Source organism: Streptomyces sp. NPDC087428, from assembly GCF_044744085.1.
Classification (GTDB): Bacteria; Actinomycetota; Actinomycetes; order Streptomycetales; family Streptomycetaceae; genus Streptomyces.
The window spans coordinates 157,573-172,338 of sequence record NZ_JBIUXR010000017.1 but is presented as its reverse complement, the minus strand read 5'-3'; the positions used below and the strand labels follow the sequence as shown (position 1 = coordinate 172,338).

Here is a 14,766-nt window from a genome sequence, read left to right as displayed (position 1 = left end):
TCACGGAACGGGTCACTCAATGAGTCGGGCCCCGGGGCGGGGACGACAGGCCGTCCCCTGCCTGCCGTCCCCGCCACCGGGGCCCATTTCCACCTGCCCGGACAGCCTCTCCGCTCGAAGCGCCGTCCCGCCAGGGGTCTTGACTACTCGCCGGGGTGGGCGAGCTCGATGTCGTGGCCGTCGATTCCTCGGCCGGCCACGGTCAGGGCGCCCGCCACCGGCGGGTATCCGGTCGCGATGACCGAGTACTCGCCCGCGTCCAGGTCGGTGAAGGCGTACGCCCCGTCCTCCCCGGTCGTGGAGTTGGCGATCACGTTGCCCGCCGCGTCGATCAGTGTGACGCGGGCGTCCGGCAGCGGCCGCAGACCGGAACCGGCCCGCACGACACCCTGCACCAGCGCACCGGACCGCAGTGCGGCGTCGACCCGGGTGACACCCTGGCCGCCGACCTCCACGGGCAGCGCCATCGGGCGGAACCCGGCCGCGTTCACCGCGACGGTCACCGAACCGGGGACCAGCTCACCGAAGGTGAACTCGCCCGCCTCACCGGACTTGCCGGTGGCCAGTACGTCGCCGCGCACATCGGTCACGATGATCATGGCGCCCTCGACCGGCGTACCGCCCTCGGCGGCCCGCACGGTTCCGGCCAGCCCGCTCGTACCGGCGAGCAGGATGTCGTACGCGAGCGGCTCCTCGCCGACGACCACGGTGGACGCCTGCGGCTGGAAGCCGTCGGCGGACGCGATCAGCACGTACGAACCGGCGCCCGGGGCGTCCAGACCGTAGCTGCCGTCGGCCTGCGCGGCCGAGAGGCCCAGCTGCCGGCCGCCCAGCGAGATCAGCGTGACGGCGGCGTGCCCGACGGGCGTGCCCTCGGCGCCGCGCACCACACCGTGTACGGCGGTGCCCTGCGGCGTCGCCACCGGAGCGGCCTGAAGGGTGTCGACCGCGGTGACCCCGGCCGTTCCCTCGGAGACCGGTGCCGCGGTACCGGACGGGACCTCGGCGAGGACCGCCGTGCCGGCCGGCTCCGCCGCCGCTGCCTCGGGCCGGACCGGGGCGTCGTTCGCGGCGTTCGTCCTCAGCGCGACCTCCTTGATGAAGATCGTGATCACGAAGGCGAGCAGTGCGGCCGGAGCCGCGTACAGGAAGACGTCACCGACGCCGTGTCCGTAGGCGGCCTCGACGACCGTACGGATCGGTCCGGGCAGCGTGTCCAGGTTGGGGATGCCCCCGCCGCCGGCGTCCATGGCCGCGCCCTGGGGACCGAGGTCCGTGAGGCCGTCCTTGACGTAGTGGGTGACGCGGTTCGCCATGACGGCGCCCAGTGCCGAGACACCGATGGCACCACCGAGCGAACGGAAGAAGGTGACGACGGAGCTGGCAGAACCGAGGTCCTTGGGGTCGACCTGGTTCTGGGTGGCGAGTACCAGGTTCTGCATCATCATGCCGACGCCGAGACCCATCACGAACATGTAGACCGCGATCTGCCAGTACGCGGTGTCGTACCGGATCGTGCCGAGCATGCCGAGCCCGGCCGTGATCAGGAAGCCGCCGCTGACCAGCCAGGCCTTCCAGCGGCCCGTCTTGGTGATGACCTGGCCGGAGATGGTGGAGGAGAGGAACAGACCCGTGATCATCGGGATCGTCATCACACCGGACATCGTCGGCGACTTGCCGCGCGCCAGCTGGAAGTACTGGCTGAAGAAGACGGTGCCCGCGAACATCGCGATACCGACGAACAGCGAGGCCAGCGAGGCCAGCGTGATGGTGCGGTTGCGGAACAGCCGCAGCGGGATGATCGGCTCGCGGGCCCGGGACTCGGTGAAGACGAAGAGCAGGGCGAGGAGCACGGAGCCGGCCAGCATCACGCCGGTCTGCCAGGACATCCAGTCGTACTTGTCGCCGGCGAAGGTCACCCAGAGGAGCAGCAGGGAGACGGCGGAGCTGATGAAGAAGGCTCCGGTCCAGTCGACCTTGACCTCGCGCTTGACGACCGGGAGCTTCAGGGTCTTCTGGAGCACGACGAGGGCGATGGCCGCGAACGGCACGCCGACGTAGAAGCACCAGCGCCAGCCCATCCAGCTGGTGTCGGTGATGACGCCGCCGAGCAGCGGGCCGCCGACGGTGGCGACGGCGAAGACCGCGCCGAGGTAGCCGCTGTAGCGACCGCGCTCACGCGGGGCGATCATCGCGGCCATCACGATCTGGGCGAGGGCGGAGAGACCGCCGACGCCGATGCCCTGCACCACGCGGCAGGCGATCAGCATGCCGCTGCTGGTCGACATACCGGCGACGACCGAGCCGAGCACGTAGATGATCAGGGCTATCTGGACCAGCAGCTTCTTGCTGAACAGGTCGGAGAGCTTGCCCCACAGGGGGGTGGTCGCCGTCATGGCCAGCAGCGAGGCCGTGACGACCCAGGTGTAGGCGCTCTGACCGCCGCCGAGGTCGGAGATGATCTCCGGCAGGGCGTTGGTGACGACGGTGGACGACAGGATCGCGACGAACATGCCGAGCATCAGCCCGGTGAGTGCTTCCATGATCTGCCGGTGTGTCATCGGCGTGCCGTCGGAGGAATCGTTCCCTCCGTGCTTGGCGTGGCCGCCCCGCACACCGGTTGGTGTGGTCGTAGCCATTTAAATCCTTGTCTTTGCTTCTGTTACACGGGTGTACGGGTGTACGAGCCGTCGTTGCTGTCGGCCGGCCGGGTGCGGCAGTCGCCGCTGTGCCGTCCGGGGGCGCACCCGCCGGAGCTGCGACAGGAGAAACTGTCGCGCAACCGGGCCAGCAGCGTGTTGAGCTGCCCGACCTCTTCGTCGGACCAATCCTCGAGGTGGTGGGCGAACATTTCGGTGGTCCGGCGGTTCAGGTCGCCGAGCACGTCCTCGCCCGCGGGGGTCAGCCGCAGGATCCGGGAACGCTTGTCCGCCGGGTCCGGGGACCGCTCGATCCAGCCGCGTTCTGCCACGTGGGCGACGTGCCGGCTGGTCACCGACATGTCGACGTCGAGCAGTTCGGCCAGTCTGCTGATCCGCATTTCGCCGTGCCGGCTCAGCAGAGCCAGTACGGCCGCGGAGCCCGCGGGGCATTCGGCCGGCAGGGTGCGGGCGAGTCCTCGTTTCACTGCGCCGATGGCGCTCAGCTGCCGGGCCAGTTCCTCGTACTGACTCCGTGCGGCCACGGGACCCCCAGACATCTTCACACCGGTCATGTTGTTGCTTAGGGCAACCATAGAAGCCGTTGGTTGTTGCAGGCAAACGAAAAAGGGCTTGCATAAGTAAAGGAACGCAAAAGGCTCCGTAGGGCCGGAGTCAAAGCCGCAGCGTGTGCGGTGCGCGAGTGGTGGATGTGTGTCGTGCCACACAGGGGGCGCGGGCGCCCCGGTCCGGAGCCCGCTCTCCGGGGGGACCGGTCCGCCCGAGAGGCGACGCGGCCGAGCCCGCGAGCGGTGTGCGACGGCCCCTCGCGCGTATATACGGGAGGGCCGGCGGGCGGGGGCGGCCGCGATCCCCAAGTGGCCCGGTACGCAACGGTGTTGTGTGTGAGGTGGGGCGCCGAGCCCGGCGCGGCGCACGGTGCGGGGGGCCGACGGGCTCCGCACCGCGTCTTCGCGTCCTCGCCGCCGCACACCTGGGGCCCGCGCCCCTCGCCCGCGCCTTCCGCGCGGGTTTCCCCGCCGCGGCCTCGCGCCTTCACCGCCCCGGGGGTTGGGCGCCCGCGCCGAGTTCGCTAGGGTCCTGCGACATGGCACACAACCCCCACGCCCCGCAGGGTCCCGAGGGCACAAGCGACCCGGCAGGCAACACGCAGATGTTCCGCGCCTTCGTCGACGAGGGCGAGCCGCAGCGCCGGCAGCAGCCCGCGGCCGTGTCGTCCGGCCCGAGGACCGGACTGATCGCCATCGTCGTCGCGGTGATCGTCGTCCTCGGTGCGGTCGCCTGGCTCGCGCTCGGCTGACCGGCCCCCGGTCAGCCCGTCCCCATCCGTCACTTCCAGACGGCGGTGACGTCCCGGGTCTCGACATGCATGCCCAGGGGCACCCGCCAGGCGTCCACACAGACGGTGTACGTCTTCTTCCGCGCCGCTCCCGCGCCGATCGGTGCGGGCAGCGGCGCTGTCGATTCCCGGGTCGCCCAGTCGATCCCCAGCCCGCCGATGATGTGCGTGGCGAAGGTGACGGTGCCCGAACGCGCCGGTGATCCACCGGTGTTGCGGAACTCCACGGTGACCTTCTCGCACCAGCGCTTGTCCGCCGCCGCCCGCTCGGGCGCTCCCACCTTCAGCACGGCCGCCCCCGCGGGGGCGGTGGAGCCCGGCGCGGACGGGGTCGCGGGACCGGTGGAGCCGGAGCCACCGGAGCCGGAGCCGCCCGTGGGGCTCGCGCCGCCAGCGCCGCCGCCGCTCGTGCCGCTCGTGGGGCTGGAGCCGTCCGCCGTACGGCCCGGCGTACCCGGCCGCCCCGCGGCGCCGCCCGAACCACCCGCACCGCCGTCCCCGCCGCCCGCGCCCCCGGCACCGCCCGCACCGTGTGACGCGGCCGAGGAGCCCGGTGCGGGCGAGGCGCCGCCGCGTCCGCCGTCGCCGCCCGCGTCTCCCTTGCCGCCACCGTCCCCGCCACCGTCCCCGCGCCCGTCCCCGTCCAGCGGGACCAGCGTGACCTTCCCCGAGGGCGCCACCGCCCCCGAGGGGGCCTCTGCGGGGGCCGACCGCGCGGCACCGACGGCCGTGTAGCCGTCGCCGCCCGTCCCGTTGCCACAGCCTGCCAGCGCCGCGCCCAGGCACAGCACGGCCGCCGAGGCGGCGATCACGGTGCCCCGGCGGCCGGGCGGGCCGAATGTCTGACGTCGCATCGCGCCAGTGTGGCTGACGGTCCGTCAATTCGGAACCCTTGCGCGGCTGCGCGCGGGTCAGTCGGCGATGAGGCCCTCCCTGAGCTGGGCGAGCGTGCGGGTCAGCAGGCGCGAGACGTGCATCTGCGAGATGCCGACCTCCTCGCCGATCTGCGACTGGGTCATGTTGGCGAAGAACCGCAGCATGATGATCTGCCGCTCCCGGGGCGGGAGTTTGGCCAGCAGCGGCTTGAGGGACTCGCGGTACTCGACGCCCTCCAGCGCCGCGTCCTCGTATCCCAGCCGGTCGGCCAGCGAGCCCTCGCCGCCGTCGTCCTCGGGTGAGGGCGAGTCGAGCGAGGAGGCGGTGTAGGCGTTGCCGACGGCCAGGCCGTCGACGACGTCCTCCTCGGACACCCCGAGCGCCTTGGCCAGCTCCGGCACGGTCGGCGAGCGGTCGAGCTTCTGGGCGAGCTCGTCGCTGGTCTTGGTGAGGGCGAGCCGGAGCTCCTGGAGCCGGCGGGGCACACGTACCGACCACGAGGTGTCGCGGAAGAAGCGCTTGATCTCTCCGACGACGGTGGGCATCGCGAACGTGGGGAACTCCACGCCGCGTTCGCAGTCGAACCGGTCGATCGCCTTGATCAGGCCGATCGTGCCGACCTGGACGATGTCCTCCATGGGTTCGTTACGGCTGCGGAACCGTGCCGCGGCATAACGCACCAGCGGCAGGTTGAGCTCGATGAGTGTGTCCCGCACATAGGCACGCTCGGGGCTGTCCGTTCCATCGGGACCCGGTGCGGGACCCAGTGCGGCGAGCCGCACGAACAGCGAGCGGGACAGCGTGCGGGTGTCGATGGCTTCCGACGAGCTGGTGAGCACAACGGGTGCGGGTGCGCTCTTGGTGAGCGTGAGCACCTTCGAGCTGCCCTGTTCTGCGGACATGCCACCCCCTTGAGGTCGCGGACGGTCGCGGTGGCCGCGACCATCGGAGGAACGCAGCCTCCACCTGAATACCGGAGGGGAGGCGGCGGCAAACGCGGTTCCCGCAGAATGTCACATGTCGGCAACACGCTGTAGTGACTTGTCGACAAGTCTTGGGGGAGTCTGTGCACTTAACAAAGGGTTTGCCGCATGTGTTTCGGTGGGAACGCCCGAGGAGCGGTCTACCCGATCCGGCTACGCCTCGATCCTGTTTGCGGATCGCAGTCGGGCGAAACTTCTGGCGAGGAGCCTTGACACGTGCATCTGGGAGACACCCAGTTCCGCACTGATCTGGGACTGCGTCAGATTGCTGTAGTAGCGCAGCAGCAGGATCCGCTGCTCCCGCTCGGGCAGCTGGACGAGCAGGTGCCGGACCAGATCGCGGTGTTCGACCCCGGCCAGCGCCGGGTCCTCGTAGCCGAGCCGGTCCAGCAGGCCGGGCAGTCCGTCGCCCTCCTGGGCGGCTTCCAGTGAGGTCGCGTGGTACGAGCGCCCCGCCTCGATGCAGGCCAGCACCTCGTCCTCGGAGATCTTCAGCCGTTCGGCGATCTCCCCGGTGGTGGGTGAGCGGCCGTGAGCGGTCGTCAGGTCCTCGGTGGCGCCGGTGACCTGGACCCAGAGCTCGTGCAGCCGGCGCGGCACGTGGACTGTCCGTACGTTGTCCCGGAAGTACCGCTTGATCTCGCCGACCACGGTCGGCATCGCGAAGGTCGGGAACTGGACGCCCCGTTCGGGGTCGAACCGGTCGATGGCGTTGATCAGGCCGATCGTGCCGACCTGGACGACGTCCTCCATCGGCTCGTTGCGGCTCCTGAACCGCGCCGCGGCGTACCGCACGAGGGGGAGGTTCGCCTCGATCAGCGCCGTCCGGACCCGGCCGTGCTCCGCCGTCCCCGGCTCCAGCCCCTTGAGCTGCCCGAAGAGGACCTGGGTGAGCGCCCTGGTGTCCGCGCCCCTGGTCCGGGCGGGCGTGACGGTGTCGTCGGGCGTCTCGGTCTCGATCGTCTGCACCGCCGCTTGCGGCTGGACGGCCTGCGGCTGCTGGGCGGTCTGCTCCGTCCGGGCGGTCGGTGCCGTCTGGACGGCGGACGCCGTCGGGGTCGGCTGCCCCGTCTGGGCGGTCTGGGGAGGCACTTGAGGCGCTGTACTGGCCGGCACGGTGACGCCACCCCTTTGCGGTCAACTTCGGTCAACTCATCCGTCAAAAGCGGTCATAGCATCACAAGACATGTCCACTATGTGCAAGCACCCTATTGCGCCGTGTTGGCCTCGAATCGGTTTAAACACAAAGAAAAGCCCCTCACCGCTGTGGTGAGGGGCTCGCAGGGCCGAAGGGGTCAGAACGGGTAGTCGGCGATCACCCAGGTGGCGAACTCACGCCACTGACCGGCGGCCGCCTGGTGGGCCGGATGCTCGATGTAGCTCTTCAGCGCGGCCTCGTCGGCGACGGCGGAGTTGATGGCGAAGTCGTACGCGATCGGCCGGTCGGTGATGTTCCAGGCGCACTCCCAGAACTCCAGCCCGGGGACCTTGTCCGCCAGTTCCTGGAAGGCCCTGGCCCCCGCGACGACCCGCGGATCGTCCCGCTCGACGCCGTCGTTCAGCTTGAACAGGACCAGATGGCGGATCATGGGGGTTACTCCTACTTCACGAGCTCGGACATGAAGTCACCGACGCTCTGCGCGGCACTCGAAACGCCCTCGAACCCTACTTGGACGAGATCGGCGGCCCGTGCCGGGGACGTGATGATCGTGTAGAGCACGAAGACGACTATCAAGTAGAGAGCGATCTTCTTCGCTTGCACCATCGGCCCCTGGCTCCCCTTCGATCTCGTGCGCGGTCGGGCGAGTCTATCCGCACGAATGGCCGTATCCGCCTGCTGTTTCCGATCACTCATCCGGACTTTAGGGACCAAGGACCCGGAGATCGGGGCCCTTTGCCCGGCCTCGCGGCTTCTGTGGGCAGGCAGGATGGATGGCGAGCCCGGCGGATGTGGCAGGAAGTCCGCGGGGCGAGGAACAGGACCCCTCTGTGGGGTCCTCGCCGCGGCACCCCCCCGATCGCGGCGAGGGCTGGTAGGGCCTGTTCTCATCGGGGGAAGCGGCTTGTCCCCCCGATGCCGCTTCCCCCGACCTGAGCAGCAGCACAGCACCACACGCAGGCCCCGGCTCCTTCCCGAGCCGGGGCCCGCGTCGTTCCGTGGGGCAGGCGGAACGGGCAGGCGGAACGCAGAGAAGGGACCGACCCGAACGGGCCGGCCCCTTCATCCGTCTGCGGTGGCGGAGGGATGCGAACCCGCCTATGTGACCCGCCTCACCTGCGGTCTTTCCTGAGAGTGGGACATGCCACCGTGTTTCTGTCCTGCCGAGTCCTGCTCGATCGGCCTCCGACGGTTCCCGTGCGGTACGTGCCGCACGGTGATGACCGGTCCGGCCGGTACCTTCGGCCTGCCTGCGCGCCAGCCGAACGCCTCGCCCACGAGACCGCCGATGACCCGGGAGCCGATGATGCCGGTCATGAGACCGATCTGGACGTTGGCGACGATCGGGGCCCGCTTCTCGGGCGGCGCGAGCTCGGAGGCCGGCCCGGATGCCGGCTGATCACACCGCTTTCTTCCCGTGGCCAGTGTTCTGCGGGACTCCGGGCAGCGCGCGGAAGAAGGCCCGGATGTCCGAGGTGAGCAGGTCCGGTTCCTCCATGGCGGCGAAGTGGCCGCCGCGGGGCATCTCCGTCCAGTGCACGATGTGGTCGAGCTCTTCGGCGAAGGCCCTCACCGGGAGGGTGACGTCGTGCGGGAACACCGCGAAGCCGGTGGGGACTTCGGACACCTCCGCCTCGGCCCAGGTGCGGGCGGACTCCTTGTAGAGGCGGGCGGAGGAGCCGGCTGTTCCGGTCAGCCAGTAGAGCGTGACGTTGCTCAGCATGTGGTCGCGGTCGACCGCGCTCTCTGGGGTGCCGGTGGAGTCGGTCCATTCCTGGAACTTCTCGACGATCCACGCCAGCTGGCCGACCGGTGAGTCGCTCAGGGCGTAGGCGAGAGTCTGCGGCCGGGTGGACTGCAGGGCCACGTAGCCGGAGGTCTCCGTCTGGTGGCGGGTCCAGCTGCCCAGGCGTTCGCGGTCGAGTTCGCCGAGCGTGGAGGCGTCGCCCGTGGGGAAGGTCGGCGGGCTGTTGAGGTGGATGCCGATCAGTCGTTCGGGGGCGATGAGGCCGAGTTCCCTGGATATCCCCGAGCCGAAGTCGCCGCCTTGTGCGCCGTAGCGGTGGTAGCCGAGCCGTTCCATCAGCTCGGCCCAGGCGCGGGCGACGCGGCGGTAGTCCCAGTGGGTTTCCCGCGTCGGGCCCGAGAAGCCGAAGCCGGGAATGGACGGGATCACGACGTGGAAGGCGTCGGCGGGGTCACCGCCGTGGGCCCGGGGGTCGGTCAGCGGACCGATGACGTCGAGGAATTCGAGGACCGAGCCGGGCCAGCCGTGCGTCAGGATCAGCGGCATCGCGTCCGGTTCGGGGGAGGTCACGTGCAGGAAGTGCACCTGGGCGCCGTCGATCTCCGTGAGGAACTGCGGATACTCGTTCAGCCGCGCCTCATGAGCACGCCAGTCGTATGCGGTGCGCCAGTGCTCGGCGAGCTCGCGCAGGTACGCGGGAGGAACCCCGTACTCCCAGCCGGCGCCCGGAAGGTCGTCGGGCCAGCGGGTCCGTTCGAGGCGGTGGTTGAGGTCGTCGAGAGCGGCTTGCGGCAGTGCCGCCCGGAAGGGGCGGATGTCGGTGGGGCGGGTGGTCGGTGAGTTCATGACGAGTGCTTTCGAGCAGTGTGCGTAGTCCGGGCCGTGGGCCCGGGACCTGGTGGTGGGCCGTTTACGGGTTACGGGGGCGGACCCGGTCGAGCAGGGCGTCCTCCAGTTGGCGCAGGGGGAAACCGGCGTCCTCCGCGGCAAGGACGAGTCCGCCCCGGATTCCCGCCATGAGGACCAGCCGGTCGCCCTCGGGGTCGGGAGAGCCGATCCGGAGCAGGGCATCGTCCAGCGCTCGCAACAGGTCGGCGGAGGCGATGTCGGCTCCCGCCGCACGCAGCACGTCCCGGGCCTGCGGGTCGGCCAGCAGCGCGGAGACCGCGCGCCCCTCGTCGATCTCCTCGGGAGAGGTGTCCAGTCCCAGGAGGGCCGAGCGGACGAGCAGCCGCAGCGTGACATCGGGGTCGTCGCCCTCGTGGGCGGCAAGCGCGACGCGGGTGCGTTCCCGCCAGCCGTCGGCCACGTCGATCAGCAGGCCGGCCTTGCTTCCGAAGTAGCGCGAGGGCAGGCCGTCGGCCACTCCCGCGCGGGCCGCGACCTGGCGCAGCGTGGTGGCCTGATAGCCCTGCTCCGCCATCAGCAGAACGGCTGCCCGGCGGATGCGTGCCCGGGTGGCATCCCGGACGGCGGCGGAGGCTTCGGGGGTACGGGGCATCAGCGGTGTCCTCTCTCCATCGGTTCGGTTCGGCTCCTCGCAACCTTTTCGGTTGAACGATGGTTCAATATAAACATGTCGACGAACACACCCGCATCCGCACCACCGCCAGTGCCGCCGTCACCGCTCCGCGAGGTCATCCGGTCGCAGGACTGGTACGGCCAGGACATATCCGACCGCCGCTACAGCCACCACGCCTTCATCGATGTCGACATGACGGAGGTGACCAACGAAGGAGCGGTCTTCGACCACTGCACTTTCAGGGGGGTGCGTTTCAACGTCTCGCGGCACTCCGGCGCCGCCTTCACGAACTGCACCTTCAGCCACTGCGTCTTCTTCGACACCCGGTTCGCCGACTGCAAGCTGGTCGGCAGCCTGTTCCAGCAGTGCACGTTCAGCCTCTTCGAGGTCAGCGGTGGCGACTGGTCGTTCGTCGGGCTCCCCGGCGCCGACCTGCGCAAGGCTTCCCTGCGGTCCGTGCGCATGCGGGAAGCCGATCTCACCGGCGCGCGACTGGAGGGCGCCGACGTCACCGACGTCGACCTGTCGGGTGCGCAACTGCACAGCGCGAACTTCATCCGCTGCGACCTGCGCGGCAGCGATCTCGCCTCGCTCGACCCCCTCACGGTCGAGCTGGGGCGCGCCACGGTCAGCCTGGAACAGGCCGCCGTACTAGTCACCGCGCTGGGGCTCCACGTCGCCTGAGCGGACCGCCCGACAGCCGGAACGCGCCCGCTTCGGCAGCCCACGGCCCACGGCCCGGGGCCTCAGGCGCGGCGATGTCGAGGGTGGTCCTGGTCGGAAGGCTGTCCGCCGGCTGATCGGAACTGAGACGGAGGCATGCACGAAGGGTCCGGCTCATCGAGCCGGACCCTTCATCCATCTGCGGTAGCGGAGGGATTTGAACCCTCGGTGAGTTTCCCCACACTCGCTTTCGAGGCGAGCTCCTTCGGCCGCTCGGACACGCTACCGAGAGAGAGCTTAGACCATCCCGGCCGTCCTTCGAAATCCGATTCCCGAAGGCACCGCCCGGACGCGGGGATGCCAGGTCAGCGGTGGCGGAAGAAGGCGGTGAGACGTGCCGCGCAGTCGGCCTCCAGCACGCCGGGGACCACCTCGGGGCGGTGGTTGAGCCGGCGGTCGCGTACGACGTCCCAGAGCGAGCCGGCCGCTCCGGCCTTCTCGTCCCGGGCCCCGTAGACGACCCGGGCCACCCGGGACTGCACCAGCGCGCCCGCGCACATCGTGCAGGGCTCCAGCGTGACCACCAGGGTGCATCCGGACAGCCGCCATGCGCCGAGCGCGGCGGCGGCCCGGCGGAGGGCGAGGATCTCGGCGTGCGCGGTCGGGTCGCCGGTCGCCTCGCGTTCGTTGTGTCCCGTGGCGAGCGCTGTGCCGTCCGGGGCGAGGACGACGGCGCCGACCGGCACATCGCCGGCCGCCGCCGCCCGGTCGGCCTCGTCCAGGGCGCGGCGCATGGCCGCCCGCCACGGGTTCCGTACGGGATCGTGCGGTGGGGGCAGGTCGTGCGGGTGCGGTGCTTCGGTCACCCGCGGACCTTAACGGACGGTCTCCAGGACCTCGGCCGCTCCCAGCGCGTCCGCGATCTCCACCAGTGCGTCCGTCCGCAGCATCAGCAGCTCCGCCTCGGGGAGCCCGAGGTCGGACAGGACCCCGGTGTCACCGAGCGGGCCTGCCGGTACGGCGTCGAGCCCGTCGTCATCGTCGTCGGTGGTGTCGTTGTGGTGGTGGTCGTCGTTGTGGTCGGGGGCGTTGTCCGGCTCGCCGTCCTCAGGACCGTCGAGTCCGACGAGCTCTTCGAGGGCGGCAATCGAGTCCTCGGCCCCGGGTTCGCGGCCGAGCAGTTCATCGGTGAGCAGGATCTCCCCGTACGAGGAGCGGGCGGCGGCGGAGGCGTTGGAGACGTAGATACGCGGGTCCTCCTCACCGTCCACCCGGATGACGCCGAACCAGGCGTCCTCCTGCTCGATGAAAACGAGCACCGTGTCCTCGTCAACCGAGGCTTCACGGGCCAGATCAGTCAGATCGGACAGGGTCTCCACGTCGTCGAGATCCGTGTCGCTCGCTTCCCACCCGTCTTCGGTGCGCGCGAGCAGTGCGGCGAAGTACACCGTGACTCTCCCACTGGTCTAGGGGCCTCTCGTTCCGATCAGGCCGGGCTCGCGGGGTCCGGCACGCGCGTCTGACCCCGCTCCCTGATCCGGCCTGGTCCGAACACAAGACCCTAGGTGTGTCGGTCCGGCGGGAGGGCAGTCGGTGGTCCGGCTGCCCTGAGTCCCGCCCATCGGAATCGTGGCAGAAACGAGGGCCCGGCGAGAGCAGTTCGGACGTTGCGTCGGCCATCAGTTCTCTCCGATGCCGCCACCGGGGGGTTCTTCCGCAGGCCGGACGGCTACCAGCGAAATGTCCGCATCCGCATCGCCTGGCGCATTCGGGCGGCCTTGACCCGCCGCGGCTGGACCCGGTCGCGCAGCGCCTTGGCCTCGTGAAGCTCGCGGAGGAACTGGGCGCGGCGCCTGCGGCGCTGCGCGTCCGTCTCCTGCGCGTCGGCCTCCTGCGTGTCCCCGGTCCCGGGACGGTCCGATCCGTCCCGCTTCCGCTGTGCCCCGTCCGGCATCGGCTCATCACCCCAAGGCTGGGTCCGTATGCCCCCACCTTCCCCCCGAACGTGTGGTTGATGCCAGCGCACGGGTACGGGAGGCGCGGCTACTCTGGGTCCCATGCGGATCCACGTCGTCGACCACCCGCTGGTCGCGCACAAACTCACCACCCTGCGCGACAAGCGCACCGACTCCCCGACCTTCCGGCGCCTCGCCGACGAGCTGGTCACCCTGCTCGCGTACGAGGCCACCCGCGATGTGCGCACCGAGCAGGTCGACATCGAGACCCCGGTGACACCCACCACCGGCGTGAAGCTCTCGTATCCGCGGCCCCTGGTCGTGCCCATCCTGCGGGCCGGCCTCGGCATGCTCGACGGCATGGTGCGGCTGCTGCCGACCGCCGAGGTGGGCTTCCTGGGCATGATCCGCGACGAGGAGACGCTACAGGCGTCCACGTACGCGACCCGTATGCCCGAGGACCTCTCGGGCCGCCAGGTGTACGTCCTGGACCCGATGCTGGCCACCGGCGGCACGCTGGTCGCGGCCATCCAGGAGCTGATCAAGCGCGGTGCGGACGACGTCACCGCCGTCGTGCTGCTCGCCGCGCCCGAGGGCGTCGAGGTGATGGAGCGCGAGCTGGCGGGGACGCCGGTCACCGTGGTCACCGCCTCGGTCGACGAGCGGCTCAACGAGCACGGCTACATCGTCCCGGGCCTCGGTGACGCGGGCGACCGGATGTACGGCACCGCCGGCTAGAGCCTGTCCCGGCTCCAGCCCGCTCGCCCGCCCCGCGCGGTCCTCAGCAGGAGGACGGCGCGGGGGAGGGCGCGGGGGAGGGCTTGGTCAGGGCGGTCAGGGCGGTGGAGGCCGCCTGCGGCGTGCTGAACGCCTTGAACTTCGTACCGATGATCAGATCGATGTCCGCCGACTTGCGGGCGTCGGTCTTCGTCGCGGCCCCCGGCAGCTGCGTGCCGAGCACCGGGAAGGTGCCGTTGACCGCGGTCGGAGCGCCCAGCAGTATGCCGGTCCCGGTGACCTTCTTGTCGTACGCGGCGGTTGCGTTGCCGACCTTGCCGATCGTGAACCCGCGTTTCTTCAGCTCATCGGCCGCCGCCTTCGCGAGCCCGCCGCGCGGGGTCGCGTTGTAGACGTTGACCTTGATCTTCGCGGGCTTCGGCAGTGCCACGGCGGGCGCGGACGGCTTGGCGGACGGGCAGTCCGCCTTGCGGTCGGCGGCGCTGGCCGTCTTGTCGCCGCCCGTGAAGACATCGATGAGCTGCAGCGTGCCCCATCCGGCCACCCCTAGGGCGACCACGGAGGCGGTGGCGGCGAGAACCAGTCTGCTGCGGCGGCGGGGGCGCCGCATGCGCGGGTACTTGTCACCCGTGATGCGGTATTTTCCGCCCATGCCGGGGGGAGTGAGCATGCTCATGGGCGCAGCGTAGTGCGGCCCGGTGATGATGCCTACTAAATGATCAATGGATCGCACCCGTCCGAGTGGGAAAACACCCGAACGAACCCCGCGGGGCGTGTTGTGGAGCGGTGTGTGGTCTCAGCCGAGTTCGAGCACGCGGGCGTGCAGTACCTGGCGCTGCTGGAGCGCGGCGCGGACCGCGCGGTGCAGTCCGTCCTCCAGGTAGAGGTCGCCCTGCCACTTCACGACGTGCGCGAACAGATCGCCGTAGAACGTGGAGTCCTCGGCGAGGAGGGTTTCGAGATCCAGCTGGCCCTTGGTGGTCACGAGCTGGTCGAGGCGGACCGGGCGCGGCGCGACATCCGCCCACTGCCGGGTGCTTTCCCGGCCGTGGTCGGGATAGGGCTGCCCATTTCCGATGCGCTTGAAGATCACACGGAAAGCCTACCGGTCAAGAGCCGCCGGG

At 70.3% G+C, this 14,766-nt stretch carries 17 protein-coding genes and 1 tRNA gene; 3 read left to right on the top strand and 15 right to left on the bottom strand.

Going from position 1 to position 14,766, the window contains the following annotated elements:
• Positions 1–143 precede the first annotated feature (143 nt).
• Positions 144–2,639, bottom strand: coding sequence for a DHA2 family efflux MFS transporter permease subunit (locus ACIO3R_RS32045; protein WP_402110510.1), 2,496 nt, complete (start codon positions 2,637–2,639; stop codon positions 144–146).
• Between the two features lie 23 nt (positions 2,640–2,662).
• The gene (locus tag ACIO3R_RS32040) at positions 2,663–3,184 is read right to left on the bottom strand and encodes a MarR family winged helix-turn-helix transcriptional regulator (RefSeq protein WP_385036326.1); all 522 of its coding nucleotides are present in this window, start codon (positions 3,182–3,184) and stop codon (positions 2,663–2,665) included.
• A 563-nt stretch (positions 3,185–3,747) separates the two neighbouring features.
• On the opposite strand from ACIO3R_RS32040, the gene ACIO3R_RS32035 reads away from it, so the two are divergent.
• Positions 3,748–3,960 carry a hypothetical protein gene (locus tag ACIO3R_RS32035; protein ID WP_362961489.1) on the top strand — a complete coding sequence of 71 codons (213 nt, stop codon included), beginning with the start codon at positions 3,748–3,750 and terminating at the stop codon, positions 3,958–3,960.
• Positions 3,961–3,989: 29 nt separating this feature from the next.
• Here the strand turns inward: ACIO3R_RS32035 and ACIO3R_RS32030 are convergent, their stop codons facing one another.
• From ACIO3R_RS32030 to ACIO3R_RS32000, 7 genes are all read right to left on the bottom strand, one after another.
• Positions 3,990–4,853, bottom strand: coding sequence for a hypothetical protein (locus tag ACIO3R_RS32030; RefSeq protein ID WP_402110509.1), 864 nt, complete (start codon positions 4,851–4,853; stop codon positions 3,990–3,992).
• A 57-nt stretch (positions 4,854–4,910) separates the two neighbouring features.
• Positions 4,911–5,777: an RNA polymerase sigma factor SigF gene (locus tag ACIO3R_RS32025; protein ID WP_123460544.1), complete on the bottom strand. Its 867-nt coding sequence runs from the start codon at positions 5,775–5,777 to the stop codon at positions 4,911–4,913.
• Positions 5,778–6,011: 234 nt separating this feature from the next.
• The gene (locus tag ACIO3R_RS32020; protein WP_385036324.1) at positions 6,012–6,950 is read right to left on the bottom strand and encodes an RNA polymerase sigma factor SigF; all 939 of its coding nucleotides are present in this window, start codon (positions 6,948–6,950) and stop codon (positions 6,012–6,014) included.
• Positions 6,951–7,153: 203 nt separating this feature from the next.
• Positions 7,154–7,447 (bottom strand): Dabb family protein, encoded by a 294-nt coding sequence (locus tag ACIO3R_RS32015; protein WP_362961493.1) that lies wholly within the window; start codon positions 7,445–7,447, stop codon positions 7,154–7,156.
• Positions 7,448–7,458: 11 nt separating this feature from the next.
• Positions 7,459–7,623: a hypothetical protein gene (locus ACIO3R_RS32010; RefSeq protein ID WP_185092260.1), complete on the bottom strand. Its 165-nt coding sequence runs from the start codon at positions 7,621–7,623 to the stop codon at positions 7,459–7,461.
• A 793-nt stretch (positions 7,624–8,416) separates the two neighbouring features.
• The gene (locus ACIO3R_RS32005) at positions 8,417–9,610 is read right to left on the bottom strand and encodes an epoxide hydrolase family protein (protein ID WP_402110507.1); all 1,194 of its coding nucleotides are present in this window, start codon (positions 9,608–9,610) and stop codon (positions 8,417–8,419) included.
• A gap of 64 nt (positions 9,611–9,674) precedes the next feature.
• Entirely contained in the window at positions 9,675–10,265 is a 591-nt protein-coding gene (locus tag ACIO3R_RS32000; RefSeq protein ID WP_402110505.1) for a TetR/AcrR family transcriptional regulator, read from the bottom strand.
• A gap of 75 nt (positions 10,266–10,340) precedes the next feature.
• On the opposite strand from ACIO3R_RS32000, the gene ACIO3R_RS31995 reads away from it, so the two are divergent.
• Positions 10,341–10,970 (top strand): pentapeptide repeat-containing protein, encoded by a 630-nt coding sequence (locus ACIO3R_RS31995; RefSeq protein ID WP_402110503.1) that lies wholly within the window; start codon positions 10,341–10,343, stop codon positions 10,968–10,970.
• A 181-nt stretch (positions 10,971–11,151) separates the two neighbouring features.
• Here ACIO3R_RS31995 and ACIO3R_RS31990 read toward each other — a convergent pair.
• From ACIO3R_RS31990 to ACIO3R_RS31975, 4 genes are all read right to left on the bottom strand, one after another.
• Positions 11,152–11,236 (bottom strand) — tRNA-Ser (locus ACIO3R_RS31990).
• Between the two features lie 78 nt (positions 11,237–11,314).
• Positions 11,315–11,815, bottom strand: coding sequence for a tRNA adenosine(34) deaminase TadA (gene tadA, locus ACIO3R_RS31985; protein ID WP_385036323.1), 501 nt, complete (start codon positions 11,813–11,815; stop codon positions 11,315–11,317).
• 9 nt (positions 11,816–11,824) lie between these two features.
• Positions 11,825–12,397 (bottom strand): hypothetical protein, encoded by a 573-nt coding sequence (locus ACIO3R_RS31980; protein ID WP_402110501.1) that lies wholly within the window; start codon positions 12,395–12,397, stop codon positions 11,825–11,827.
• Between the two features lie 281 nt (positions 12,398–12,678).
• The gene (locus ACIO3R_RS31975) at positions 12,679–12,903 is read right to left on the bottom strand and encodes a hypothetical protein (protein WP_385036321.1); all 225 of its coding nucleotides are present in this window, start codon (positions 12,901–12,903) and stop codon (positions 12,679–12,681) included.
• A 103-nt stretch (positions 12,904–13,006) separates the two neighbouring features.
• Between ACIO3R_RS31975 and upp the strand changes: the two genes are divergently transcribed.
• Positions 13,007–13,642 carry a uracil phosphoribosyltransferase gene (upp, locus tag ACIO3R_RS31970; protein WP_219573448.1) on the top strand — a complete coding sequence of 212 codons (636 nt, stop codon included), beginning with the start codon at positions 13,007–13,009 and terminating at the stop codon, positions 13,640–13,642.
• 43 nt (positions 13,643–13,685) lie between these two features.
• Here the strand turns inward: upp and ACIO3R_RS31965 are convergent, their stop codons facing one another.
• Complete coding sequence (locus tag ACIO3R_RS31965) at positions 13,686–14,294, bottom strand: LytR C-terminal domain-containing protein (RefSeq protein WP_385036329.1); 609 nt, start codon at positions 14,292–14,294, stop codon at positions 13,686–13,688.
• Between the two features lie 144 nt (positions 14,295–14,438).
• On the bottom strand, positions 14,439–14,735 hold the full coding sequence (locus tag ACIO3R_RS31960) for a type II toxin-antitoxin system VapB family antitoxin (protein WP_073736427.1): 297 nt from the start codon (positions 14,733–14,735) through the stop codon (positions 14,439–14,441).
• Positions 14,736–14,766 lie beyond the last annotated feature (31 nt).

Bases quoted from the DNA above. Each gene is read 5' to 3' on its own strand.
- ACIO3R_RS32045 (WP_402110510.1), bottom strand. From the start codon at position 2,639: ATGGCTACGACCACACCAACCGGTGTGCGGGGCGGCCACGCCAAGCAC.
- ACIO3R_RS32035 (WP_362961489.1), top strand. From the start codon at position 3,748: ATGGCACACAACCCCCACGCCCCGCAGGGTCCCGAGGGCACAAGCGAC.
- ACIO3R_RS32030 (WP_402110509.1), bottom strand. From the start codon at position 4,853: ATGCGACGTCAGACATTCGGCCCGCCCGGCCGCCGGGGCACCGTGATC.
- ACIO3R_RS32025 (WP_123460544.1), bottom strand. From the start codon at position 5,777: ATGTCCGCAGAACAGGGCAGCTCGAAGGTGCTCACGCTCACCAAGAGC.
- ACIO3R_RS32015 (WP_362961493.1), bottom strand. From the start codon at position 7,447: ATGATCCGCCATCTGGTCCTGTTCAAGCTGAACGACGGCGTCGAGCGG.
- ACIO3R_RS32010 (WP_185092260.1), bottom strand. From the start codon at position 7,623: ATGGTGCAAGCGAAGAAGATCGCTCTCTACTTGATAGTCGTCTTCGTG.
- ACIO3R_RS32005 (WP_402110507.1), bottom strand. From the start codon at position 9,610: ATGAACTCACCGACCACCCGCCCCACCGACATCCGCCCCTTCCGGGCG.
- ACIO3R_RS32000 (WP_402110505.1), bottom strand. From the start codon at position 10,265: ATGCCCCGTACCCCCGAAGCCTCCGCCGCCGTCCGGGATGCCACCCGG.
- ACIO3R_RS31995 (WP_402110503.1), top strand. From the start codon at position 10,341: ATGTCGACGAACACACCCGCATCCGCACCACCGCCAGTGCCGCCGTCA.
- ACIO3R_RS31975 (WP_385036321.1), bottom strand. From the start codon at position 12,903: ATGCCGGACGGGGCACAGCGGAAGCGGGACGGATCGGACCGTCCCGGG.
- upp (WP_219573448.1), top strand. From the start codon at position 13,007: ATGCGGATCCACGTCGTCGACCACCCGCTGGTCGCGCACAAACTCACC.
- ACIO3R_RS31965 (WP_385036329.1), bottom strand. From the start codon at position 14,294: ATGGGCGGAAAATACCGCATCACGGGTGACAAGTACCCGCGCATGCGG.